The organism is Pseudomonas sp. P179, assembly GCF_000478485.2.
In the GTDB taxonomy this organism is placed as follows: domain Bacteria; phylum Pseudomonadota; class Gammaproteobacteria; order Pseudomonadales; family Pseudomonadaceae; genus Pseudomonas; species Pseudomonas aeruginosa.
Genome location: NZ_KI517354.1, coordinates 3,129,065 through 3,151,765, shown reverse-complemented (window position 1 = coordinate 3,151,765; position 22,701 = coordinate 3,129,065). Strand labels below are relative to the sequence as shown.

25 protein-coding genes are annotated in these 22,701 nt (G+C 68.9%); 10 read left to right on the top strand and 15 right to left on the bottom strand.

Annotated features, from left to right (window positions below):
• Positions 1 to 34: 34 nt before the first annotated feature.
• Positions 35 to 463, bottom strand: coding sequence for a cupin domain-containing protein (locus HMPREF1224_RS27145; protein ID WP_003083588.1), 429 nt, complete (start codon positions 461 to 463; stop codon positions 35 to 37).
• A gap of 266 nt (positions 464 to 729) precedes the next feature.
• On the opposite strand from HMPREF1224_RS27145, the gene HMPREF1224_RS45645 reads away from it, so the two are divergent.
• Entirely contained in the window at positions 730 to 900 is a 171-nt protein-coding gene (locus HMPREF1224_RS45645) for a hypothetical protein (RefSeq protein WP_003111525.1), read from the top strand.
• Positions 901 to 902: 2 nt separating this feature from the next.
• Positions 903 to 1,373: a type II toxin-antitoxin system death-on-curing family toxin gene (locus HMPREF1224_RS27140; protein WP_003111524.1), complete on the top strand. Its 471-nt coding sequence runs from the start codon at positions 903 to 905 to the stop codon at positions 1,371 to 1,373.
• Between the two features lie 16 nt (positions 1,374 to 1,389).
• Here HMPREF1224_RS27140 and HMPREF1224_RS27135 read toward each other — a convergent pair whose 3' ends face one another.
• The 3 genes from HMPREF1224_RS27135 to osaR all read right to left on the bottom strand — a co-directional run bounded on the left by HMPREF1224_RS27135 (position 1,390) and on the right by osaR (position 3,469).
• Positions 1,390 to 1,938, bottom strand: coding sequence for an RNA 2'-phosphotransferase (locus HMPREF1224_RS27135; RefSeq protein ID WP_003104297.1), 549 nt, complete (start codon positions 1,936 to 1,938; stop codon positions 1,390 to 1,392).
• Between the two features lie 38 nt (positions 1,939 to 1,976).
• On the bottom strand, positions 1,977 to 2,483 hold the full coding sequence (locus HMPREF1224_RS27130) for a DUF1993 domain-containing protein (RefSeq protein WP_003083593.1): 507 nt from the start codon (positions 2,481 to 2,483) through the stop codon (positions 1,977 to 1,979).
• 65 nt (positions 2,484 to 2,548) lie between these two features.
• The gene (osaR, locus tag HMPREF1224_RS27125; RefSeq protein ID WP_010793595.1) at positions 2,549 to 3,469 is read right to left on the bottom strand and encodes an oxidative stress response transcriptional regulator OsaR; all 921 of its coding nucleotides are present in this window, start codon (positions 3,467 to 3,469) and stop codon (positions 2,549 to 2,551) included.
• Between the two features lie 107 nt (positions 3,470 to 3,576).
• On the opposite strand from osaR, the gene HMPREF1224_RS27120 reads away from it, so the two are divergent.
• From HMPREF1224_RS27120 to HMPREF1224_RS27105, 4 genes are all read left to right on the top strand, one after another.
• A complete protein-coding gene (locus tag HMPREF1224_RS27120) occupies positions 3,577 to 4,464 on the top strand; it encodes an MBL fold metallo-hydrolase (RefSeq protein WP_003083599.1) in 888 nt (295 codons plus the stop codon).
• 62 nt (positions 4,465 to 4,526) lie between these two features.
• Positions 4,527 to 5,231 (top strand): disulfide reductase DsbM, encoded by a 705-nt coding sequence (gene dsbM, locus HMPREF1224_RS27115; protein ID WP_003114663.1) that lies wholly within the window; start codon positions 4,527 to 4,529, stop codon positions 5,229 to 5,231.
• A gap of 83 nt (positions 5,232 to 5,314) precedes the next feature.
• Complete coding sequence (locus HMPREF1224_RS27110) at positions 5,315 to 5,770, top strand: OsmC family protein (RefSeq protein ID WP_003118563.1); 456 nt, start codon at positions 5,315 to 5,317, stop codon at positions 5,768 to 5,770.
• Between the two features lie 110 nt (positions 5,771 to 5,880).
• Positions 5,881 to 6,114 (top strand): DUF1161 domain-containing protein, encoded by a 234-nt coding sequence (locus HMPREF1224_RS27105; RefSeq protein WP_003083610.1) that lies wholly within the window; start codon positions 5,881 to 5,883, stop codon positions 6,112 to 6,114.
• A gap of 11 nt (positions 6,115 to 6,125) precedes the next feature.
• On the opposite strand, the gene HMPREF1224_RS27100 is transcribed toward HMPREF1224_RS27105, so the two are convergent.
• Positions 6,126 to 6,563: a PA0061/PA0062 family lipoprotein gene (locus tag HMPREF1224_RS27100; RefSeq protein WP_003083612.1), complete on the bottom strand. Its 438-nt coding sequence runs from the start codon at positions 6,561 to 6,563 to the stop codon at positions 6,126 to 6,128.
• Positions 6,564 to 6,619: 56 nt separating this feature from the next.
• Positions 6,620 to 7,036, bottom strand: coding sequence for a PA0061/PA0062 family lipoprotein (locus tag HMPREF1224_RS27095; RefSeq protein WP_003083614.1), 417 nt, complete (start codon positions 7,034 to 7,036; stop codon positions 6,620 to 6,622).
• Between the two features lie 91 nt (positions 7,037 to 7,127).
• Here HMPREF1224_RS27095 and HMPREF1224_RS27090 point away from each other — a divergent pair, with 91 nt between their 5' ends.
• On the top strand, positions 7,128 to 8,255 hold the full coding sequence (locus HMPREF1224_RS27090) for an aminopeptidase (RefSeq protein ID WP_010793594.1): 1,128 nt from the start codon (positions 7,128 to 7,130) through the stop codon (positions 8,253 to 8,255).
• A 7-nt stretch (positions 8,256 to 8,262) separates the two neighbouring features.
• Here HMPREF1224_RS27090 and HMPREF1224_RS27085 read toward each other — a convergent pair whose 3' ends face one another.
• The 3 genes from HMPREF1224_RS27085 to HMPREF1224_RS27075 are packed head-to-tail and all read right to left on the bottom strand — an operon-like array spanning position 8,263 to position 10,479.
• Positions 8,263 to 9,246, bottom strand: a complete 984-nt coding sequence (locus HMPREF1224_RS27085; RefSeq protein WP_003114660.1) for a hypothetical protein — start codon at positions 9,244 to 9,246, stop codon at positions 8,263 to 8,265.
• 32 nt (positions 9,247 to 9,278) lie between these two features.
• Positions 9,279 to 9,944, bottom strand: a complete 666-nt coding sequence (locus HMPREF1224_RS27080) for an HAD family hydrolase (protein WP_003118497.1) — start codon at positions 9,942 to 9,944, stop codon at positions 9,279 to 9,281.
• Positions 9,937 to 10,479, bottom strand: a complete 543-nt coding sequence (locus HMPREF1224_RS27075; RefSeq protein ID WP_003128183.1) for a gamma carbonic anhydrase family protein — start codon at positions 10,477 to 10,479, stop codon at positions 9,937 to 9,939. Before HMPREF1224_RS27075 ends, HMPREF1224_RS27080 begins: the two co-directional genes overlap by 8 nt.
• Positions 10,480 to 10,556: 77 nt before the next feature.
• Between HMPREF1224_RS27075 and prlC the strand changes: the two genes are divergently transcribed.
• The 3 genes from prlC to HMPREF1224_RS27060 all read left to right on the top strand — a co-directional run bounded on the left by prlC (position 10,557) and on the right by HMPREF1224_RS27060 (position 14,021).
• On the top strand, positions 10,557 to 12,602 hold the full coding sequence (gene prlC / locus HMPREF1224_RS27070) for an oligopeptidase A (protein WP_003083621.1): 2,046 nt from the start codon (positions 10,557 to 10,559) through the stop codon (positions 12,600 to 12,602).
• Positions 12,599 to 12,874 (top strand): YheV family putative zinc ribbon protein, encoded by a 276-nt coding sequence (locus HMPREF1224_RS27065; protein WP_003162872.1) that lies wholly within the window; start codon positions 12,599 to 12,601, stop codon positions 12,872 to 12,874. Before prlC ends, HMPREF1224_RS27065 begins: the two co-directional genes overlap by 4 nt.
• Before the next feature lie 88 nt (positions 12,875 to 12,962).
• A complete protein-coding gene (locus HMPREF1224_RS27060; protein ID WP_003083628.1) occupies positions 12,963 to 14,021 on the top strand; it encodes a PA0069 family radical SAM protein in 1,059 nt (352 codons plus the stop codon).
• Positions 14,022 to 14,250: 229 nt separating this feature from the next.
• Here the strand turns inward: HMPREF1224_RS27060 and tagQ are convergent, their stop codons facing one another.
• The 6 genes from tagQ to pppA form a co-directional block, all read right to left on the bottom strand.
• Positions 14,251 to 15,165, bottom strand: a complete 915-nt coding sequence (gene tagQ / locus HMPREF1224_RS27055) for a type VI secretion system-associated lipoprotein TagQ (RefSeq protein WP_003106614.1) — start codon at positions 15,163 to 15,165, stop codon at positions 14,251 to 14,253.
• Positions 15,166 to 15,226: 61 nt separating this feature from the next.
• Entirely contained in the window at positions 15,227 to 16,939 is a 1,713-nt protein-coding gene (gene tagR / locus HMPREF1224_RS27050; RefSeq protein WP_003106615.1) for a type VI secretion system-associated regulator TagR, read from the bottom strand.
• Positions 16,932 to 18,131 (bottom strand): type IV secretion associated ABC transporter permease TagS, encoded by a 1,200-nt coding sequence (gene tagS, locus HMPREF1224_RS27045; RefSeq protein WP_003083634.1) that lies wholly within the window; start codon positions 18,129 to 18,131, stop codon positions 16,932 to 16,934. The genes tagR and tagS overlap by 8 nt, the downstream gene beginning before the upstream one ends.
• Positions 18,131 to 18,850, bottom strand: a complete 720-nt coding sequence (tagT, locus tag HMPREF1224_RS27040; protein WP_003114657.1) for a type IV secretion associated ABC transporter ATP-binding protein TagT — start codon at positions 18,848 to 18,850, stop codon at positions 18,131 to 18,133. The genes tagS and tagT overlap by 1 nt, the downstream gene beginning before the upstream one ends.
• Complete coding sequence (ppkA, locus tag HMPREF1224_RS27035) at positions 18,847 to 21,957, bottom strand: serine/threonine protein kinase PpkA (protein WP_010793593.1); 3,111 nt, start codon at positions 21,955 to 21,957, stop codon at positions 18,847 to 18,849. Before ppkA ends, tagT begins: the two co-directional genes overlap by 4 nt.
• A 7-nt stretch (positions 21,958 to 21,964) precedes the next feature.
• Positions 21,965 to 22,693: a serine/threonine phosphatase PppA gene (gene pppA / locus HMPREF1224_RS27030; protein ID WP_003083639.1), complete on the bottom strand. Its 729-nt coding sequence runs from the start codon at positions 22,691 to 22,693 to the stop codon at positions 21,965 to 21,967.
• Positions 22,694 to 22,701 lie beyond the last annotated feature (8 nt).

The following is a 22,701-nucleotide window of genomic DNA, read 5'->3' as shown; positions in this document are numbered from 1 at the left end:
CGGGTTCGGGCTGCTGTCCGGCCCGCCGGCGTCTTCAGGCGTCGGGCATTTCGCCGCGTTCGCCGAGCCCCACCGGCATGCCTTCCACGCCGGCATGGAACAGCAGGGCTTCCACCGGTTCGGCCCCGGCTATCAGGCGATGGATGATGTTCATCAGGCAACCCGCCGCCTCGCCTTCCAGCACCCGGGTGCTCTGGGCACCGTCGCGGGTCTCCAGGCGCAGTTCGCCCTTGAGCACGTAGAGCGCGCTGGGCATCGGATGGACCTGCCAGTCCAGGCGTTCGTGGGCGGCCAGGCTCAGGCGCTGCACGGTGAGCTGCGGCTGGCCGAGGGGATAGCCGAGGTAGAGCGAGCCGTTCCAGGCGCAGCCGCTGCGCAGCAGGGTTTCGCGGTGCGGACTGGTTGCGGCCGGGAGGTCGCGGCTGGGTGGGAACACATGCACGTGGCTGGGGCGAAGGTCCATCGGGCGTCCTGCGCTTGTCGGTATTTTTCCTCAGTCAAGCCGGCTTTCACCGCCTGCTCCACTGCCGCTTCTGCTAGGCGGCAGCGGGCCATCAACGTTCGAGGCTCGTCTGCAGGCTGCTAGGCCATGTTGCGGTGCGCCTTGCCAGTGCTTCCGGTTTCGAGAGGACATCTGTTCCCTGCCTGCACTGGTATATGCTTGAACACTGAATATTCGTCCCCTGCCCGGGGCAGGCAGGTCCGGGAAGTGGATCCTTGGAGGTACATATGTCGCGATCGCTGCGCAAATCGAAGAAACTCGTCATTCCTCCCCGTCCTCGCGATGAGGTCGTGCGCGCGCGCCCGGCCTTGGGAGAACATCAGAAGCAGGTCGAGAACGCCTTTGCCCTGGCCTTCGAACGCTACGAAAAAACCTTCGAAGAGCTGGCCAAGGTTTAAGCATGTCGCAAGACCAGCAAGGGATACGCTATCTCTCCGTTGCAGATCTCGTTCGCCTCAATGAGTTGCTCATCCTGGCCCAGACTCCGGACGAGCCGATAGGCGTCCTCAAACCGAACGAGTTGGAGTCCGCACAGCAACGGCCAGCCAACCATCGTTACTATGCTCGAACCGACGATATCATCACGCTGGCTGCGGTCTTTGCGGAAAGCTTGGCAATGAACCACTGCTTTGCCAATGGCAACAAACGCACGGCGGCGGCGGCCGCTACGGTTTTCCTCCTGCTCAATGGCATAGAGCTGACGGGGCCCGCTCAGGACTTCGTCGACATCATGGTCGCCCTCGTGACTCGTGAAGCGAGCGTTCAGGACCTGGAAGACTGGATGTTCTACTGGCACAGACCATTCGACGCTTACAACCTGCCGGACAGCGACGCTTTCGAGCGAATGGTCGCCCGCTTGGGCATTGGTTAGTCCGTAGAACGCCTTCTCAAGCCTCGCGGATGAACCGCACGGGTACCCGCTCGGTCAGCCAGACGCCGTTCTCCGCCTGGTGGAATAGGTGCCCGGCCAGGTGCATGTCGCGCGCGTCGATTTCCAGCAGAACCGGGCTGCCGTAGCGGCGGCCGACTTCCAGGGCGGTGGCGCGGCGGGCGGAGAGATGGACGTGGTGGCGGCTGCCGGGAACCAGGCCGCGCTCGCGGATGGAGTCGAGGAAGCGGCTGGCGGTGCCGTGGTAGAGCACTGCGGGCGGGACCGCGGGGGCGTAGGCGATGGCCACCGCGGCATGCGAGTGGCCTTGCACGGCGCGGATGCGCTGGCCATCGGCGGAGAGGGCGAAGCGCTTCTTGTCGTTGTTCTCGACCACCGCGCCGAGCAGCACGCGGTCGAGGGCGCGGCCGTCCCGCGCCGCGCCGGCGATCAGGGCGTCGATGTCGGCCCAGCCTTCGCCGTCCAGCGTCAGGCCGATGGCCTCGGGCTGGTGGCGAAGGACATAGCTGAGGAACTTGCTGGTGTCGTCGAGGGTTTTCCGATCCATTCCATGGTCCTTGTGCGTGCCATCCCGGCTCGGGAACCTCAGGCGCCGCCGAGGAAGTCCATCTTGCCCAGTTCGACGCCGTTGTGGCGGAGGATGGCGTAGGCGGTGGTGACGTGGAAGAAGAAGTTGGGCAGGGCGAAGCCGAAGAGGAAGTCGCGGCCGTTGAAGCTGATCTCCTGGCCGCGCACCTTGAGGGTCACGTTGCGCTCTTCGGCGCCGTCCAGTTGTTCCTCGCGGATGCCCTCGAGGAACTCGACGGTGCGAGCGATGCGTGCCTGGAGTTCGTCGAAGGTGGTTTCCGTATCCGCGTAGCTCGGCACTTCCAGCCCGGCCAGCCGCGCGCCGGCGCCCTTGGCGGCGTCGCTGGCGATCTGCACCTGGCGCGCCAGGGGGAACATGTCCGGCGCCAGCCGGGCGTCGATGAAGATGCGCGGATCGATGTTCTTCGCTTCGGCGTGGGCGGCGGCTTTCTTCAGGATCGCCGAGAGGTTGCCGAGGGTGCGCAGGAAGGTCGGGATCGAAGCCTGGTAGATCGACAGGGACATGGACGTGCTCCAGACAGGGGATAAAGGTGCGTCGAAGGCGGCGCGTCCAGCAGTCTACCCGGCTTTCACGCCAGCGCCAGGGGGCCCGCCTCGTCCCAGTGCGGATCGGCCGCCATCCGTTCGACCAGGAAGTCCAGCAGCGCCCGCAGCGCCGGCGGCATCTGCCGGCGCGAGGCGTACACCGCGTGGATGCCGAGCACCTGCGGCGACCACTCCGGCAGCAGCGCCACCAGGCGTCCGCTACGGATCAGCGGGGCTGCCGAGTACAGCGGCTGCTGGCTGATCCCGGCACCGGCGGCGGCGGCCTCCAGCAGCACGGTGGATTCGTTGGCGCTGAGACTGCCACCCACCGGCACGCTGATCGGCTCGCCGTCGCGCTCGAACTGCCAGAGACTGCGGCCGAAGTAGGAGTAGGTCAGGCAGTTGTGCAGCGCCAGGTCCTCCGGGCGCCGCGGGGTGCCGTGGCGGCGCAGGTAGTCCGGCGCGGCGCAGATCACCGAGCGGCATTCGCCGAGGCGGCGGGCGATCAGGTTGGGGTCGAGCTGGTTGGCGATGCGCAGGGCCAGGTCGATGCGCTCCTCCACCAGGTTGACCACCTGGCTGTTGACCTGCAGGTCGATGGCGGTGCCCGGGTAGCGCTCGACGAAGGCGGCGGCGGCACGGGTCAGCCAGGCCTGGGCGAAGGACAGGCTGCTGGTGATGCGCAGGGTGCCGCGCGGGCTGTCGCGGCGGGTCTGGCCGGTGGCCTGCATGGCGTCGGCCACGGCGAGCATCTCGCGGCACTGCGGCAACAGCTCCGCGCCGGCGTCGGTCAGGCTCAGGCGGCGGGTGCTGCGGTGCAGCAGGCGTGCGCCGACCCACTCCTCCAACTCGGCGAGGTAGCGCGAGACCATCGCCCGGGACATGTCCAGACGCTCGGCGGCGGCGGTCTGGCTGCCGCTGTCGATGACCTCGACGAAGACGCGGGTGGCGGTCAGGCGGTCCATGATTCGCTCGATCCATGCAACAAAGCTGTGATTATTGCGGGGCTTTTTGCGCGCTTTCAAGCAACTAACATGGCAAGCCTCTGATCCCACTGCCTGGAGAACCGCTCATGTCGCGCCATGGATTGCTTCGTTCCCTGTTCGCCGCCGCCGCCCTGCTGGGTGCCGCCGGCGTCTTCGCCGCCAGCGCCGAACCGCTGCGGCTGGAGGTCTACAACCCCGGCGAGAAGGCGATCTTCGCCGTGTCCTCGGAACTGCTGGTGGGCCAGCGCGAGGCGATGCTGATCGACGCGCAGTTCTCCCGCGCCGACGCCGAGCAACTGGTCAAGCGTATCCAGGCCAGCGGCAAGACCCTCAGCACTATCTACATCAGCCACGGCGACCCGGACTTCTACTTCGGCCTCGACGTGCTGAAGGCCGCCTTCCCCGAGGCGAAGATCCTCGCGACGGCGCAGACCGTCGCACACATCCAGGCGACCAAGGACGCCAAGCTGGCCTACTGGGGGCCGATCCTCAAGGACAACGCGCCGACGTCGCTGGTGGTGCCGGAGCCGCTGAAGGGCGACCAGTTGAAGCTGGAAGGCCATGCCCTGAAGGTGGTCGACCTGAAGGGGCCGAGCCCGGACCGCACGGTGCTGTGGATTCCGTCGCTGAAGACGGTGGTTGGTGGCGTGCTGGTGGAATCCGGTTCGCACGTCTGGACCGCCGATACCCAGACCCAGGCCTCGCGCCAGGCCTGGGTGGCGATGCTCGACCGGATCGAGGCGCTGCAACCGCGGCGCGTGGTGCCCGGCCATTTCACCGGCGAGGAGCCGAAGGGCCTGGACGGCGTGCGCTTCACCCGTGACTACCTGAAGGCCCTGGAAGCCGAACTGCCCAAGGCCAGGGATTCCGCCGCGCTGGTCGAGGCGATGAAGCGCCGCTACCCGAACCTGCCGGGCGAGGAAGGCCTGGAGCTGAGCGCCAAGGTGCTCAAGGGCGAGATGCAGTGGCCCTGAGCCGCGCCCGCCGATAGCCGCTGATCGAGGCGTCCCCTGCGGGGCGTCTCGTGGAGACCGAGATGAACGACCTCACCCTGCATTACCTCTACGATCCGCTCTGCGGCTGGTGCTACGGCGCCTCGCCGCTGCTCGCCGCCGCCTGCGAGGTGACGGGTCTGGACGTACGCCTGCATGGCGGCGGCATGATGACCGATGCCAACCGCCAGCCGGTCGGCGCCGGTCTGCGCCACTACGTGATGCCCCATGACCTGCGGATCGCCCAACTGACCGGCCAGCCGTTCGGCAAGGACTACTTCGACGGCCTGCTGCGCGACACCAGCGCGGTATTCGACTCGGCCCCGCCGACCGCCGCCGTGCTTGCCGCCGAAGCGCTCGACGGCCTCGGCGCGGCGATGCTGGCGCGGATCCAGCGTGCCCACTACGTCGAGGGCCGGCGTATCGCCGAGCGTCCGGTGCTGCTCGAGCTGGGTGCCGAACTGGGGCTTGGCGAGGGCTTCGCCGAGGCGTTCGACGCCTGCTCCGGCGAGCCGCTGCGCGCGCACTTCGCCGACAGTCGGCGGCTGATGAACCGTCTCGGCGCCGCTGGCTTCCCGACCTTCGCCCTGGAGCGCGACGGCCGCCTGCAGGTGCTCGACACCGGGCGCTACCTCGGCCAGCCGGACGACTGGCGGGCTTTCCTCGAAACGCAGCTGCGCCTTGCCGGCGGCAGCGGTGCCGTGGGCGGGGCCGCGGCGCCGCTCTGCCGCATCGACGGTTGCGCCTGAATCCCGCCGCCGCGCAAGCGGACTGAACTTGTCCGGCTGCGTCGTCCTCCCATGTAGACATGCCCGCTCGCCGACGCGAGCGGATGTCCATCCACAGCTCCGGAGGAGTCGACATGAAGAAGACGGCATCGGCGGTCTGGCAAGGCGGCCTGAAAGACGGCAAGGGCACCCTTTCCACTGAAAGCGGCGCGCTCAAGGACAACCCCTATGGCTTCAATACCCGCTTCGAGGGCGCACCGGGAACCAACCCGGAAGAGCTGATCGGCGCGGCCCACGCCGGCTGCTTCAGCATGGCCCTGTCGATGATGCTCGGCGAGGCCGGCCTGACCGCCGAACGTATCGAGACCCGCGCCGAGGTCACCCTCGACAAGCAGTCCGACGGTTTCGCCATCACTGCCGTGCACCTGGTGCTCAGGGCGCGCGTGCCGGGGGCGGACGCGCAGACCTTCGAGCAGATCGCCAACAAGGCCAAGGCCGGTTGCCCGGTATCCAAGGTGCTCAACGCGAAGATCAGCCTGGACGCCAGCCTCGACGGCTGAGCGGAACGCTTCCCCAGCCCGGCGAACTGGCCCTGGCCTGCCGCAGTCGAATGCGGCAGGATGCGCTGCGCAGCACTCGGCTGCCAGGCATCGACGAGGAGTGACGGGTCATGAAAACCATCGGGCTGGGGATTGCCGCCTTGCTGTTCAGCGCCACGGCGCTGGCCGCGCCGAAGCCGTGCGAGGAACTCAAGGCGGAGATCGAGACCAAGATCCAGTCGGCCGGGGTGACCTCCTACACCCTGGAGATCGTGCGCAACGACGAAGTCAGCGACCCGAACATGGTGGTCGGCAGTTGCGAGAACGGCACCAAGAAGATCATCTACCAGAAGAACGACGACTGAGCCGCTGCGTTTCAGTACGGCGGGCAGCGGCTGGTCTGGAAGTTCGAACGGGCGACCACCTCGCCACGCTCGTCGCTCAGTAGCGCCAGCGCCCTGCGCAATTGCGGGCGCACCTCCAGGCGATAGCGCCGGCCCGCCTCGAAGCCGTCATAGACCACCTGCTGGTAGCAGTTGATCTGCACCGGCTCGCCGAAGCCGCCGCCCCCGCCGCCGGAACCGCCATAGAGTTCGTACTGGAAGCGCACCTCCAGCACATGGCGTCCCGGAGTGACCTGGAAGTAGCGCCCGTCGCTCAACCGCTCGCCGTCCAGGCGCTCGGCCAGCAGGGTGTTGGCCGGCGCGCTGCGCAGCTCGACCCAGGCCATCTGCGGGTCCGGCTGCGGCAGCGGTCCGGCGCAGCCGGCGAGGAGCAGCAGCGCGAGCGGGACGAGACGGGTGAGTGGACGCATGGGGCGGGCTCCGGAGGGCGTTCAGCTCCTAGCATAGCGCCCTCGCCTTGCGCCGTTCAGACCTTCGCGCAGCGTCCCTCGCGGCCGCGCGCCAGTTCCCTGTTGTCCTGGTCGTAGAGCTTCGCCCAGGGACGGAAGCCGATGTGCCCGGCCTCCAGGCGGTAGCGCTGGCCGGCGCTGAAGTCCTTGAACTTGAGGTTGAGCTGGCAATCGCGCCAGAGCGGGCTGTCCACGGGGCCGATGTTGGTCGGGTCGACGGTGAACTGGTAGCGCACCGTGAGTTCGCGGGTGCCGGGATCGACCTCGAAGTAGCGCGTGCGGTCCCAGCTCTTGTCGTCGACTTCCACGGCGGCGAGATCGGCGTCGGGCTGGGTATCGAGGTCGACCCAGGCGCGGTTCGGGTCGGGGGTGGGCATCAGCAGTGAGCAGCCGCTCAGGACGAGCAGGCCACCGGCAAGCAGCAGCGTACGCATAGAAGACTCCGAAGCTCCTTTAACCCGGCCGCCATCCGTCGCGCCTTGGAAAAACGCCTTGCGTTCCTCCGCCTCGCCGGATCGCGGACCGGTGCTGGTAGGGCGGCGGGCGGTCCGCGTGCTGTGCTATGTTCCGCCCATGCCACGCCGCCTTCGCCATCCGCTTGCTGACCTTCGACTGCCCCGTTGGGTTCCCTGCCTGGCGCTGTTGGCGCTGAGCGGTTGCTCGACCGTCTCCTACTACGGGCAACTGGCCAGCGGCCAGTTCGCCCTGCTGCGCGCCCGCGAGCCGGCCGCCGCGGTGATCGCCGACCCGCAGCGCGACGCGCGCTTGCGCGAACGCCTGGCGAAGGCGGAAAAGGCCCGGCAATTCGCCAGCGAACGCCTCGGCCTGCCGGACAACCGCAGCTATCGCCTGTACGCCGATATCGGCCGGCCCTACGTGGTATGGAACGTGTTCGCCACCCCGGAGCTGTCGCTGCAGCCGGTCACCCATTGCTTCCCCATCGCCGGCTGCGTGGCCTACCGCGGCTACTACAGCGAGGCCGCCGCGCGCGCCGAGGCGGCGCGCCAGCGGGCGCTCGGCGACGACGTCTACGTCGGCGGGGTGCAGGCCTACTCGACCCTCGGCTGGTTCGACGATCCGATCCTCAGCAGCATGCTGCGCTGGGACGACGAACGGCTGGCGACCTTGATCTTCCACGAACTGGCGCACCAGAAGTTCTACCTGCGCGACGACACCGCCTTCAACGAATCCTTCGCCACCTTCGTCGAACAGGAAGGTACCCGCCAGTGGCGCGAGTATCGTGGACTGCCGCCGGCGGACGGCCGCGAGGAGAAGCGCCGCGAGCAGTTCACCGCGCTGGTCCTGGCCAGTCGTGCGCGCCTCGAAGCACTTTATGCCGGGCCGTTGGACGATGCCGCCAAGCGTGCCGGCAAGGCTGCCGAATTCCAGCGCCTGCGCCGCGAGTACGCGGCGCTGAGCCAGCGCGAATGGGGTGGCGAGTCGCCGTTCAAGGCCTGGATCGACGCGCCGTTCAACAATGCCAAGCTGCTTCCCTTCGGCCTCTACGACCAATGGGTGGCGGCGTTCGCCGTGCTGTTCCGCCAGGTCGGCGGCAACTGGCCGGCGTTCTATGCGCGGGTCCGTTCCCTTGGCCAGCTCCCCCTGGCGGAGCGCCAGGCGGCGTTGCAGCGGCTGGCCGCCGCAGCGCCCTGACGCCTGCTCAGGCGGCGAGCTGGTCGGCGTAGCACCAGCGCGTGGCCAGCCGGCCGATCGGCCAGAGCAGCGCCAACAGGCCGACGCCGAGCAGCGCCACCAGCAGCGTATAGCCGATGCCAGCGGGCGCCAGGCCGAGGATCATCAGCAGCGCCAGCCCCCCGCCGACCGCCAGCAGCGCCACGCTCCAGAGCAGCATCGCGACCACCGCGAGCAGCAGCGCGCGGCCGGCGGCGAAGCGTTGCAGGCGCGCCGGCAGGCGCGTGCAGACGGCGCCGAAGAGCAGCGCCGCGGGCAACGCCACGCCGCTCAGGTACAGGCCGTATAGCCAAGGCTCGTCGTAGCGCAGCAGGGCGTAGGGAAGGAACTGCATCAGCTTGAAACACAGCGTGGCGAAACACAGCGCGGCGCCCAGGGCGACCTGCCAGGCAGCGACGCGGGCTTCTTCCCCTTCGGCCAGGCGCGGCGAGTTCACCCGGCTGCCGAGCAGCACCAGCCCCAACGGCAGCAGGCTGCCCAGGAGCAGGTAGACCCAGCTCATCGCTTCGTTGAACGCCATCAGCCAGACGCCGTAGCTGGATTGCGCCGTCACCCACTGGTAGAACGGCAGCGTCAGCGGTGCCAGGCCGATCCCGGCGAGCATGCCGCAGACCAGGTTGAGCAGACCGTAGCCGATCAGCAGCAGCGCCAGCGGGCGGAACTCGACGAGCTGCCGCTTCTCGCGGTAGGCATGCAGCACCAGCAGGTTGGCCGCCGCGTAGAACACCAGGCCGGTGAACCAGTGCGGCGCCATCAGTTGCAGGTGCTCGGAGAAACGCTGGCGGATCTCGCCGATGTCGTTGTACCACTGGATGCCCAGGCTTACGGCGAAGGACAGGCAGGTGACCAGCGCCAGCACCGCGATGAACGCATAGGGCTGGGTGGTGGCGGGCACCTCTCTGGCCGGCGGCTGCACCGGGGCGGTGGGGGTGGCGAAGGGATTGTCGGTCATGTCAGGCGTCCTTGTCTGAAACGGAGCATGGGTCAGTGGGATTCCAATACCTGCCGCAGGGCGGCGAGGTCGGCGCAGTAATGGGTCGGCTGGTGCGCGCGCAGTTCGTCTTCGCTGCCGAAGCCGTAGCCGACGCCGATGCAGGCGACACCGTTGCGGCTGGCGCCGAGCAGGTCGTGCATGCGGTCGCCGATCATCAGGCAATGCTCCGCTGCCAGGCCTTCGCTGTCGAGCAGATGGCGGATCAGTTCGTCCTTGTGCGTGCGCGTGCCGTCCAGCTCGCTGCCGTAGATCGCCTTGAAGTGACGGTCGAAGGCGAAGTGGCGGGCGATCTCGCGGGCGAACACGCCGGGCTTGCTGGTCGCGACGTAGAGCGTGTGGCCGCGTCCGACCAGGGCTTCGAGCAGCTCGGGAATGCCGTCGAACACGCGGTTCTCGTAGAGACCGGTGACCCTGAAGCGCTCGCGGTAGTGGTTCACCGCCTCCCAGGCGCGCGCTTCGTCGAAGCCGTAGGTCTGCATGAAGCACTGCAACAGCGGGGGGCCGATGAAGTGTTCCAGGCGCGCCAGGTCCGGCTCGTCGATGCCCAGGCGGGCGAGGGCGAACTGCACCGAGCGGGTGATGCCCTCGCGTGGGTCGGTGAGGGTGCCGTCGAGATCGAAGAGGATGTTCGGGTAGCGCAGCGCGGCGTCACGCATGGTAGTCCTCGGCGATGTGCAGGTCCTTGAGCTTCACGTAGTTGCCGGCGGTGTAGGCGAAGAAGCCGCGCTCCTTGTCGCTCAGCGGACGGGCCTTCTTCGCCGGGCTGCCGACGTAGAGGAAGCCGCTCTCCAGCACCTTGCCCGGCGGCACCAGGCTGCCGGCGCCGAGGATCACTTGGTCCTCGATCACCGCGCCGTCCATGACGATCGAGCCCATCCCCACCAGCACCCGGTTGCCGATGCTGCAACCGTGCAGCAGGACCTTGTGCCCGACGGTCACTTCGTCGCCGATGCTCAGCGGAAAACCGTCCGGGTTGAAGGGGCCGGCGTGGGTGATGTGCAGCACGCTGCCGTCCTGGATGCTGCTGCGCTGGCCGATGCGGATGCGGTGCATGTCGCCGCGGATCACCACCAGCGGCCAGACCGAGCTGTCGGCGCCGATCTCGATGTCGCCGACGAGCACGGCCGAGGGATCGACGAAGACCCGCTCGCCGAGCAGTGGCGTTTTGCCCTGGTAGGAACGAATGGTCACGATAGTTTTCCTCAGGCTGCGGATGCCGCCGATTGTATTTAAGATGGTCGGGTATTTCCTTAGCCAAGGTTGCCAACGTGAGCGCGAATCCCCTTCTGCAGGCCTACGACCTGCCGCCTTTCTCCTCCATTCGCCCGGAACACGTGAAGCCGGCCATCGAGCGGATCCTCGCCGATAACCGCGCCGCCATCGCCCGCCTGCTGGAAACCCAGCGCGAGCAGCCGACCTGGAAGGGCCTGGTGCTGGCGATGGACGAACTCAACGACCGTCTGGGCGCCGCCTGGAGTCCGGTCAGCCACCTCAACGCGGTGTGCAACAGCGCCGAGCTGCGCGAGGCCTACGAGGCCTGTCTGCCGGAGCTGTCGGCCTACTCCACCGAGCTGGGGCAGAACCGCGCCCTGTTCGAGGCCTACGAGGCGCTGGCGAAGAGCCCCGAGGCGGCCGGCTTCGACGTGGCCCAGAAAACCATCCTCGAACACGCCCTGCGCGACTTCCGCCTGTCCGGCATCGACTTGCCGGCGGACAAGCAGAAGCGCTATGCCGAGGTGCAGTCGCGCCTGTCCGAGCTGGGTAGCCGTTTCTCCAACCAGCTGCTCGACGCCACCCAGGCCTGGACCAAGCATGTCACCGACGAAGCCGCGCTGGCCGGCCTGACCGATTCGGCCAAGGCCCAGATGAAGCAGGCCGCCGAGGCCAAGGGCCTGGACGGCTGGCTGATCAGCCTGGAGTTCCCCAGCTACTACGCGGTGATGACCTATGCCGATGACCGCGCCCTGCGCGAAGAGGTATACGCCGCCTATTGCACCCGCGCCTCCGACCAGGGCCCGAACGCCGGGCAGAACGACAACGGTCCGGTGATGGAAGAGATCCTCGACCTGCGCCAGGAGCTGGCCGGCCTGCTCGGCTTCGCCAACTACGCCGAGCTGTCGCTGGCGACCAAGATGGCCGAGTCCAGCGACCAGGTGCTCAGCTTCCTCCGCGACCTGGCGGTGCGCAGCAAGCCGTTCGCCGCCCGCGACCTGGAGCAGCTGCGCGCCTACGCCGCCGAGCAGGGCTGCACCGAATTGCAGAGCTGGGACGCCGGCTACTACGCCGAGAAACTCCGCGAGGCGCGCTACAGCGTGTCCCAGGAGGCGCTGCGTGCCTACTTCCCGGTGGACAAGGTGCTTTCCGGCCTGTTCGCCATCGTCGAGCGCCTCTACGGCATCCAGATCCGCGAACTGCACGATTTCGAACGCTGGCACGCCGACGTACGCCTGTTCGAGATCCTCGAGAACGGCGAGCACGTCGGCCGCTTCTACTTCGACCTCTATGCCCGCGCCAACAAGCGCGGCGGTGCCTGGATGGACGGCGCCCGCGACCGCCGGCGCGACGCCCAGGGCCGGCTGATCGACCCGGTGGCCTACCTGGTGTGCAACTTCACCCCGGCGGTGAACGGCAAGCCGGCGCTGCTGACCCACGACGAGGTCACTACCCTGTTCCACGAGTTCGGCCATGGCCTGCACCACCTGCTGACCCGCGTCGAGCATGCCGCCGCCTCCGGGATCAACGGGGTGGCCTGGGACGCCGTCGAGCTGCCCAGCCAGTTCATGGAGAACTGGTGCTGGGAACCGGAAGGCCTGGCGCTGATCTCCGCCCACTACGAGACCGGCGAGGCGCTGCCGCAGGACCTGCTGGAGAAGATGCTGGCGGCGAAGAACTTCCAGTCCGGGATGATGATGGTCCGCCAGCTGGAGTTCTCCCTCTTCGACTTCGAGCTGCACGCCACCCACGGCGACGGCCGCAGCGTGCTGCAGGTGCTCGAGGGCATCCGCGACGAAGTGGCGGTGATGCGTCCGCCGGCGTACAACCGCTTCGCCAACAGCTTCGCGCACATCTTCGCCGGCGGCTACGCGGCCGGTTACTACAGCTACAAGTGGGCCGAGGTGCTGTCCGCCGATGCCTTCTCGCGTTTCGAGGAAGAAGGCGTGTTCAACCCCGATACCGGGCGTGCCTTCCGCGAGGCGATCCTGGCCCGCGGCGGCTCCCGCGAGCCGATGCTGTTGTTCGTCGATTTCCGCGGTCGCGAGCCGTCCATCGACGCCCTGCTGCGTCACTCCGGGCTGGTCGGGGAGGCTGCATGAGCCCGGCGACCACCAGGAAGCGCTTCATCGCCGGGGCGGTCTGCCCGGCGTGCAGCGAACAGGACAAGATCCAGATGTGGGAAGAGGACGGCGTGCCGCACCGCGAATGCGTGGCCTGCGGCTACGCCGACACGCTCAACGCCCAGGGCCAGTCGATCCCGAAGGAGCTGGGTACGCGGGTCAACCAGAACGCGCCGAAGCCGGCCAACCCGAAGGTGCAGTCGGTGCAGTTCTTCCCCAATCCCAAGCTGAAGAAGAAGCCCGACGCCTGACCGCTCGCCGCCGACCGGCGGCGATGGCTGTGGGCCGGGGCCCGGTGCGATACTGTATCCATATACAGTATTTCGCCGGGTTCCCCTCATGAGCGCTCCCCTGCCCCCGCGCGGTCGCGGTACCGCCAGCAACCCCCTCAACCGCTTCGCCCCGACCCACAGCGAGGCCTTCGACGATGGCTGGGAGCAGGACGTGCCGCCGATCCAGCTCACCGAGGTGCGCGAGGAGATCGCCCGCACGGTGATCTCCCGCAACCAGTCGCCGGACCTCCCTTTCGATCGTTCGATCAATCCCTACCGTGGTTGCGAGCATGGCTGCATCTACTGCTATGCGCGGCCCAGCCATGCCTATTGGGACCTCTCGCCGGGGATCGATTTCGAGACCCGGCTGATCGCCAAGAGCAACGTCGCCAGCGCGCTGGAGCAGGAACTGAGCAAGCCCGGCTATCGCTGCGCGCCGATCAACCTGGGCGCCAATACCGACCCCTACCAGCCGCTGGAGCGCGAACGCCGCCTGACCCGCCAGGTGCTGGAGGTGCTGCTGCGCTTCCGTCACCCGCTGACCATCGTCACCAAGGGCTCGCTGATCCTTCGCGACCTCGACCTGCTGCGCGAACTGGCGGAGCAGAACCTGGTGGCGGTGATGATCAGCCTGACCACCCTCGACGACGAGCTGAAGCGCATTCTCGAACCGCGCGCGGCGGCGCCCTCGGCGCGACTGCGGGCGATCCGCACGCTCAGCGGCAACGGCATCCCGGTGGGCGTGCTCTGCTCGCCGATGATCCCGATGGTCAACGACATGGAGCTGGAGCGCCTGCTCCAGGCGGCGCGGGACGCCGGCGCGCGCAGCGCCGCGTACATGCTCCTGCGCCTGCCGCGCGAAGTCGGCCCGCTGTTCGAGGAATGGCTGGCGGCGCACTACCCGCAACGCGCCGAGCATGTGATGAGCCTGGTCCGCCAATGCCGTGGCGGCGAGGTCTACGACAGCCGCTTCGGCCACCGCTTTCGTGGCCAGGGACCGTTCGCCGACCTGCTGGCGCAGCGTTTCGCGGTGGCGATGAAGCGCCTCGGGCTGGACCGCCGCGAGGGCTTCGGGCTGGATTGCAGCCGGTTCGCCGTGCCGGGGGCGCAGATGGCGTTGTTCTAGCGTTTTCCCCGCGGTGCAGCATTTCGTATAGGGCGGAGTAGCGGCGGAGCGTGCCGGTGGCGATATCCGCCCTGCGGGAAGAACCGCTGCCGCCGGGAAGCCGGAAACGTCGGAAGCAGCCGTCCCGGCGAACGCTCGACCTTCAGGCCGGTCGGGTCAGCGCGCCAGCCCCCTCAACGAAACGGCGACCCGAAGGTCGCCGTCGCGTTCGTGCCGGTAACGAGGCCGATCAGGCCTTGGCGCAGCTCGGCGGCGCCCAGTCGCCCATGTCCGGGCTGTTGCAGACCTCCCGGATCATGCCCTGGCCCTGGGAGGCCACCTTGTTGCCTTCGCTTTGCGCGTCCTGGGCCTTGCGGATGGTCTGCTCGGTGGCGACCGCTTCCTTCGGCACCTTGGGATTGCTGCCGGTCTTGGGCTTGCTGCCGCCTTTCGTAGTGCTGGCGCGGTTCTCGGCCTCGGCGACCTTGGTCACCTCGGCGCGCGGTACACCGACCTGCTGCAGGTCTTTCTCGTAGGCCTGGGTGTAGTTGCTGATGTTCTCGCCGGCACGGCCGTTGGCGGCGACCAGCAAGGCGTTGGTCTCCTGCAGGCCGCTGACGATCTCGGCCAGGCGCTTGCGCCCTTCGGCTTCGTTGATCGACTTGTTCTTGCGACCGTCGAGCAGAGCCTTGAACTGGCTCTGGTAGCAGCTTTGCGCCGACTTGGCGTAGGCCACGCTACGGTTGATCTCGACGGTGCTGCGGTCGACGTCGGTACCGTAGGAGCCGATGCGCGCGCGGTCATCGCTGATCTGCTTCTGCTTCTCCATGTAGTAGCCCGCCGCGCCGCCGGCCAGGGCGCCGCCTGCGGCAGCGAGGGCGGCATTGCGGCCGCGGTTCTCGTCACTGGCCAGGCCGCCGGCCAGGCCGCCCAGGAGGCCGCCGGTAATGGCGCCGGTGATGGCCGAATTGCGCACTGCGTTATCGGTGCTGCGCAGGTGCGACACCGGCTCGTAGCAGGACGGGTAGTATTCCGCGCGGGTGGTCTGGGCGACCGAGCCGACGCCGCTGCTGGCGCAGCCGCTGAGCAGCACGCCGCTGGCGGTCAACAGGCAGAGCGCGTAGCGCGCCGAGGTGATCAAACGGTTTTCGCTGGGTTGGCTCATTGCATCTCACTCCTGGTTTGATGAACCGCCCGGCTGCCGAGAGGGGCCGGACGGAACTCCTTCAACGCCCGCTGGACGCGAGCAATTCCTTCAATACCGCCTCCGGCTCGGCCCGGTGCTGCTGGCGATAATCTCCGACGTGTTTGACGAACAGGGTCGCGCGCTTGACCAGGCTCTTGCCCAGAACCGGGTTGCGATTGAGTTCTTCCTGGATGCGCTGGAACTGCGCCTGGATCACCGCGTCGGTGTAACGGGTGCCGGTGGCGAGGTTGTCGATGTAGATGGCCAATGCGCCATCGAGGGCGCTGCGCCCGTTGGCGATGGCGCCGGCATAGAGCTGGGCGGTCGCCTGATCCCTGGCTGCCACGGCTTTCTCCCTGTCCTTCTTGAGGTTGGTCAGGCGTATGTTGTAGTTGTTGATCGTCTCGGCGACCAGTGCCGCCGACTGTATCAGGTTTCCGGCGGCCTCTTCGCGCTGCCGGGCGATCAACGAAACGTTACGCTTGAGTTCCTCGTTTATCTGGGCCAACTGCGCCTGCATCTGCGGGTCGCGGGTGGCGGCAATGATTCCGTCCAATTGCTTGGTGGGATCTTGAGCGTCATCGATGGCATCGGTCAATGCCGCTAGTCGGCCTTCCTTCTGCCATTGGGCGAACAGCTCGGGATAGCGCGAGCGCGGCGCGGACAGCGCGCCGATGGCGACACGGAAACCGGTGGTCTCGTTGCGCTGTTCGCTGCCGTCGGCGGCGAACAGCGGGTATTCGCGGCGCATCCCGGTGAATAGAGTCATCTCGCCTTCGAGATAGTTCCCGCCCTTCACCACGAAACCGCCATATGTGCCCTGCCGGCGACCGGCGTGGACCAGCTGGAAGGACTCCTGGACCATCTCCGCGGCATTGCCGATCACGTCGAACAGGCCCAGCGGGTTCGGCCGCTTCATCCCTACCGGCAACAGTCGCGCGGCCTGCCCGGTGCCGCCGGCGACCTGGTTGTACACCGCCCAGTCGCCCAGCGGGCCTTCCTGGTCGCTGCCCTCGACCTTGCGCGGGAACAGCCGGCCTTCCAGTTCCTGGCGGCTGACCGCCTGGCCGCCGCGCGCGGCGAACTCCCACTCGACCTCGGTGGGCAGGCGGACGAAGCCGATGCCGCCGTCCTCGGGATTCTTGCCGCGGCCGCTGACCGGCAGCAGTTCCGGGTGGTTCTTCAGCAGCCAGGCGCTGTACACCGCGCCGAAGCGTTCGGCGTCGAAGCGCGAGAGGTTGACCTTGGGCAGCCGCGCGGCCATCCCGTCCGGCACGTCGCAGGCCGGCGCCTCGCCCTGGCCGGAGAGCGCGGCCGCCTGGCTCATCACCGCGGCGTACTGGCGGGCGGTCACCTCGTACTTGCCGATGAAGTACAGCATCGGCTTCAGCGGGGTGCCGGCGGCAGGCTTCGGCAGGCTGGCGGAGAGCTTCTGCTGCCAGGCCGGTGCCAGGTCGGCGAGGCTGAACTGGCCGTTCACGTAGTCGCGCCGGTAGCCGGAGATGAACGACTGCTGGTAGCCCGCCTCGCCTTCGTTGAAGGCGTAGCCGAGGTTGACCTCGCGATCGTCGAGGGCGCCTTCGGCGAGTACGTAGACATGCCGGAAGACCATCTCGCCGCCACACGGCAGCGGCAGGGCGACGTCGTCGGCCAGCGGCTTGGGATTGTCCGGCGAGTCGCCTTCGGCCCAGGCCGGCGCGGCAAATGCCAGGCAGGCGCCGAGGGCGAGCGGAAGAATGGCTTTCTCAAACATCGCGTAATCCCTCTGCGGCTTCGATCCGCGCCGCGCGCCAGCCGCCGCTGGCGGCGGCCAGGACGCTGCACAGCAGCGTGGCGAGCAGCGCCGTCAGGTAGTGGCTGGGCAGCAGGCGGCAGACGAACTCGCCGCTCTGGTTGTCGAACAGGTGGTTCAGCGCGCCGGCCGTGGCGGCGTACAGCAGCCCGGCGAGGAACAGGCCGAAGACGGCGCTGAACAGCGCCAGGAGCATGACGAAGCCGACCAGCGCGGCGGTCGGGAAGCCCAGCAGACGTAGCACCGCCAGGGCGCGGCGCTTGCGTTCGACGGCGGCCAGGCTGCTGGCGGCGATGGCGGCGAAGGCACCGCCGATGGCCAGCGCGGCGACGATCCAGAACACCAGGCCGAGGTTGCGGCTGAGGCTGCGCACCTGGGCGATGGCCTCGGCCTGGGTGGCGACTTCCACGCCACTCGCGACGAAGTGCCGGCGCAGCCCTTCCACCGCATCGAGGTCTCGGGCGTACAGGCGGAAGCCCGGGTAGATGCGTGCGCGCGGGGTCTCGCCGGCCTTCCCCGGCCAGCCGTAGGCGGCCACCGCGCGACCGTCGCGATAGTCCTCGGCGGCTTCCAGCAGGGCCAGCGGGGCGAACAGCGCGTCGCGGGCGAAACGCTCCTGCGGCAGCACCGCGAGCACTTCCAGCTCCAGGCGCTGGCTCTGTGCCTGGCCATCCATGCGCCGGCCGATGCGCGCGACGATGCGCTCGCCAGGCTGGGCGCCGAGTTTTTCCGCGGCGCCGTGGCTGAGCACCACGCGGGTCGGCCGGTCGGGTTGCGGCAGGCCGGCCAGCAGCGGGTCGCCGGCGGCGCTGGGAATCATCTCGACGCTCAGGGCGGTCTCGCCGCCGCCGCTGAGGTCGGCGGTGGCGGCGATCTGCCGGGTGCGCGGCACGGCGAAGGCGACGTCCGCGCGTGCGGCCAGGGCGGCGATGTCCTCGGCACGGTAGCGGGCGCCGCCGACTGGAATGATCTCGCGCACCGAAGGCGCGCGCTCCAGCCGCTCGGTGAGGGTGCTGACCAGGCCGTACTTGAGGCCGAACAGCACCAGAAGCGGGGTGATCACCGCCGCCAGGGCGAAGATCGCGCAGAGCGACAGGCGCGCCTCGCCGCGGTAGTCGGCCCAGGCCAGCGAGAGCAGCAGGCCGGCGCGCATCAGCCAACTTCCTCGAGGCAGGCGCCGACGCTGTCGTCGGCCTCGCGTTGCCAGCGGATGGCCAGGACTTCCAGGCCGGCGGCGCGAGCCAGGCGCTCGTCGTGGGTGGCGACCACGGTGCAGGCGCCGCGCTCGCGGGCCTGCTCCACCAGCAGGCGCATCACCCGTTCGGCGTTCAGCGGGTCGAGCGCCGCGGTCGGCTCGTCGGCCAGCAACAGGCGCGGCGCATGCGCCAGGGCGCGGGCGATGGCGACCCGCTGGCGCTGGCCGACCGACAGCGCCGCCGGTTTCTTGTCCAGCTGGTCGCCGATTTCCAGCCGCTCGGCCAGCGCCTGCACGCGCTCGGCGGATGGGGCGCCGAGCAACGCGCAGGGCAGTCCGATGTTGCGCCGCACATCGAGGAACTCGAGCAACCCGCCGCTTTGCAGCACGTAGCCGCAGTGCTGCCGGCGCAGCGCCGCCAAGCGGTCCTGGCGGCCGTCGCGCCAGAGCGCGGCGATGTCCTGCGGGCGTTCTCCGGCGAGGAATTCGAAGCGCCCGCCCGGGTCCGGCGCCAGGGCCAGCGCCAGCAGGTCGAGCAGGGTGCTCTTGCCGCAGCCGCTGGGGCCGACGATGGCCAGTTGGCGACCCGCGCGCAATTCCAGCGCCGGCACCCGCAGGCGGTAGCGCTGGCGACCGGCGCCGTGGCTGCGGGCGACCTCGTGCAGGCGCAGGATCATGGCAGCGTCGACAGCGGCACGCGGTACAGCGCGTCGCCGGCGTCGGCGTCGCCGAACCGGACCCAGTTGGCGACGTCGTTGTGGAAGGTTTCGTAGAGGTGGATCTTCGACTCCAGTTCGTCGATGAAGTCCTGCTGTTCGGCGACGCTCAGCGACAGCCAGAGGTCCTGGGTCATGTTCAGCGACTTGCTGCGGTACGGCAGGCCTTCCAGGTATTCGCCGAGCACGCCGCTCTGCGCCAGGTTGCTGCCCTTCACCAGTTGCGCCGGGTCGCGGCTCATGTAGGCGCTGGCGCTGGCGATTTCCTGGAAGAAGTCCTTGGGCGAGGTCTGGGTGCGCTTGGCCGCGTCGACGATCAGTTTCAGCGACTGTTGCAGTTCGTTGAGTTGCAGCTTGCTCAGCAGCACGCAGACCTGGAACGCCGGCAGCGCCGGGTTGGTCAGGTCACGGTCGGCGGTCCAGGCGGTGACGACCTGCGGCGCGCGCACCGGGTCGCGGCGACCGAGGAATTCCATCTGCATGGCGTAGCCGATGGCCGCCGACTTGCTCGCCACGCTTGGCGCGGCGTCGAAGCGCGGCGCCTGCGGCTTGCGGTTGCCGGCGTCGTGGACCAGGTCGGCGAACACCGTGCCGATCTCCTTCACCGTGTTGCCGAAGGCGTTCACCTCGCCGCCGGCCACCGGGATGTAGAGGTCGGCGATCTTCGGGTTGGCGTCGGCGGTGAGGCTGCGGTACTGCTGCTCGGCGTAGCCGTGGTTGTTCTTCCCGGCCGGGGTGCGCAGGTGCAGGGCATAGATCTTCACGCCCTTGCGCAGCGCCGCCTGGCGGACCTCGGCCTCGTTCATCTGGGTGCGCCCGAGCGGGTCGTTCTTGCGCAGCGCGCCGGCGTCGGTGACCAGCAGCACCACGCGCCCGGCGTAGGGCGACCAGTCCATTTCGTCGACCGCCTGCATGATCCCGGCGAAGGCGTCTTCGTTGAACGAGTGGCTGGAGACGTCGGTGGCGCGCACCTGGCTGCTCAACTCGGCGAAGCGCTGCGCGTCGTTGCCCGGTTGCAGCGGCACCAGGGTCTTGCTGACGTATTCCAGGCCGGGGGTCTTGTCGGTGTTGTTGCGGAAACCGACCAGGCCGAAGCTGACCTTGTCCAGGTCGCCGCGCTCGCCGATCTGCCGCTGCAGGCCGTCGATCACCTCGCGCACGCGGTCGATGTAGGGCTGCATCGACACCGAGGTGTCCACCACCAGGACGATGCCGGTGCGGAAGGTGTCGCTCGCCGCGCCGCTGGCGCCGCCCTGCCCGGCCTGGCCCGGCGCCTGGGGTGCCGCGGCGCTGCCGCCGGGGTCGATCGAGGCGACCTCCAGCAACTGCGCCGGCTGGCCGTCGGCGTCGAAGCTTTCCTTCGAGTCGAAGATCGGCAGCAGGTAGAACTGGTCCTGGGGGATCGCCCGGTCGTTGGGCTCGACCGCGACCACCTGCGGATCGCCCTTGTGGTCCACCGCCTGGGTCAGGGTGTCGCGCGCTGCGCGGGTATCGCCGAGCAGGCGCTCGACCTGCTCGGCGCTGTTGAGGAACATCACCGGCGCGCGGCCGGAGCGTTCGGTGAATTTCAGCACCAGGCTCTGCTTCCAGTCGCTCACCGCGCTGGCCGGCAGCCAGCCGTCGCCCTCGCCGTTGCTGGAGGCGCCGACGCGCAGCCAGGGGCTGCCGCCGACCTGCTTGCGGGCGTACACGTAGAGCACCGAGAAGGCCGGCACCGCGCCGGCCCGGGGCGGGCCGCCAGCCTCGGCGGAGATGGCCGCGCCGGGTTTGGTCAGGACGCGCTGGAACAGGGTCTTCTTGCCTGGCATCAGCAGCGGACGCTCGCCGCCGTCCTGTTCGGCATCGGCCACCGGGGTCTGCTGCTGCGGCTTGTCCGCCGGCGTCTGTCCCAGCGGCGCTGGATCGGCAGCGCTCGGCGCGTCGCCCGAGCCCAGCAGCCACCAGGCGCCGCCGCCGATCGCCAGGAGCACGGCGGCCGCGGCGGCGGCGATCAGCGGCGTGCGGCTGCCGCCGGCACGCGGCTTCGCCGGTGGCAGCGGAGGCGGCGGGGGCGATGGCGGTTTCGCCGCTTGCGATGGCGGAGGCGGGGGCGGGGGCGGGGGCGGCGTGGCGCCGCCGGCGCTGGGCGTGACCGGCGGCAACTGGATCGACACCGGTTGCAGGCCGCCGAGGTCGGCGGGCGGCAGGGGCGCGGGTTCGGCCGGCGGCGGGTTGCTCGCTCGCGGCGAGCCCTGCGGCGTCGCCAGCGGACGGATCTGGGTGGCTTCCAGGGCGCTCGGCGCCAGGCGGTCGAGGGCGGCGATCAGCGCGCCGGCGGTTGGGAAGCGCTCGGCCGGGTCCTTGGCCAGCAACTGGCGCAGGATGTCCTGGTAGCGGCCCTGCTCGATCGGCAGTTCCGGCAGCGGCTCGGTGAGGTGGGCCAGGGCGGTGGAGAGCGAATCCTTGCCGTTGTAGGGCAGCTTGCCGGTGAGGATCTCGTAGAGCACCACGCCCAGCGCGTAGAGGTCGGCGCGGCCGTCGATCTCCTGCCCGCGGGCCTGCTCCGGGCTCATGTAGCTGGGGGTGCCGACGGCGAAGCCGACCTGGGTGAACTGGGTATTGTCCTCGATCGACTTGGCGATGCCGAAGTCCGAGAGCACCGCGGTGCCGTCGGCGCGGAACAGGATATTGGCCGGCTTCACGTCTCGATGCACCAGGCCCTGGGAGTGCGCGTAGCCGAGCGCGGCGGCCACCTGCCGTACGTAGGCCAGGCCCTGCTCGGGATCGAGGCCCTGCTGGATGCGCTCCTTGAGCGTGCCGTTGGGCAGGTATTCCATGGCCATGTAGTAGCAACTGCCGACGTTGCCGATGTCGTGGATGGTCACCGTGTTCGGGTGCGACAGCCGCGCCAGGGTCCGACCTTCGCGCAGGAAGCGTTCGGCGAAGCTCGGGTCGGCGGCCAGCGCCGCGGCCATCACCTTCAGCGCCACCTTGCGCTGCAGCGAGCGCTGGGTGGCCAGGTAGACCGTGGCCATGGCGCCTTCGCCCAGCTCGCGTTCGATGTCGAATCCCGGAAGTTCTATGTCCATGTCCGTCTCAGAAGGCCCTGACCACCAGGGCCGTGATGTTGTCCGGGGCGCCGCGGGTCAGGCCCAGGTGGACCAGGCTGCGGACCACCGCATAGGGATCGCTGTGGCTGAGCACGTCGCGCAGTTCGCTGTCGTCGGCGGTCTTGTTGAGGCCGTCGCTGCAGAGCAGGAAGCTGTCGCCGGGCAGCACGTGCAGCGCGGCTTCCGACAGTTCCAGTTGCTCGTGCACGCCGACCGCGCGGGTGACCACGTTGGCGCGCGGATGGTGGCGCGCCTCTTCCTCGCTGATCAATGCGTTGTCGAGCAGCTCCTGGACGTAGCTGTGGTCCCGCGAGATGGCTTCCAGCACGCCGCCGCGCAGGCGGTACAGGCGGCTGTCGCCGGCCCACAGGCAGCTCGCCTGGTTGCCGCGCGCGGCGAGCAGTACCAGGGTGCTGCCCATCACGCTGACGCCACGCAGGCCGGCCTCCTGGCGAACCCGCTCGTTGACCTGGGCGAGGCCGGTGCGCAACGCGCCGACGTAGGCCGGTAGCGAGGAGGCCGCCGGGATGCGCCGCAGGGTATCGACGATCAGGCTGCTGACGAAGTCGCCGGCGGCGTGGCCGCCCATGCCGTCGGCGACCACCCAGAGTCCCGACTCTGGGGCGTCGAGACTGGCGTCTTCGTTGACCTTGCGGACCATGCCGACGTGGCTGTAGCTGGCCGACCTGTAGTAGCTGACTGAGTTGGGCACCATCAGTTGTC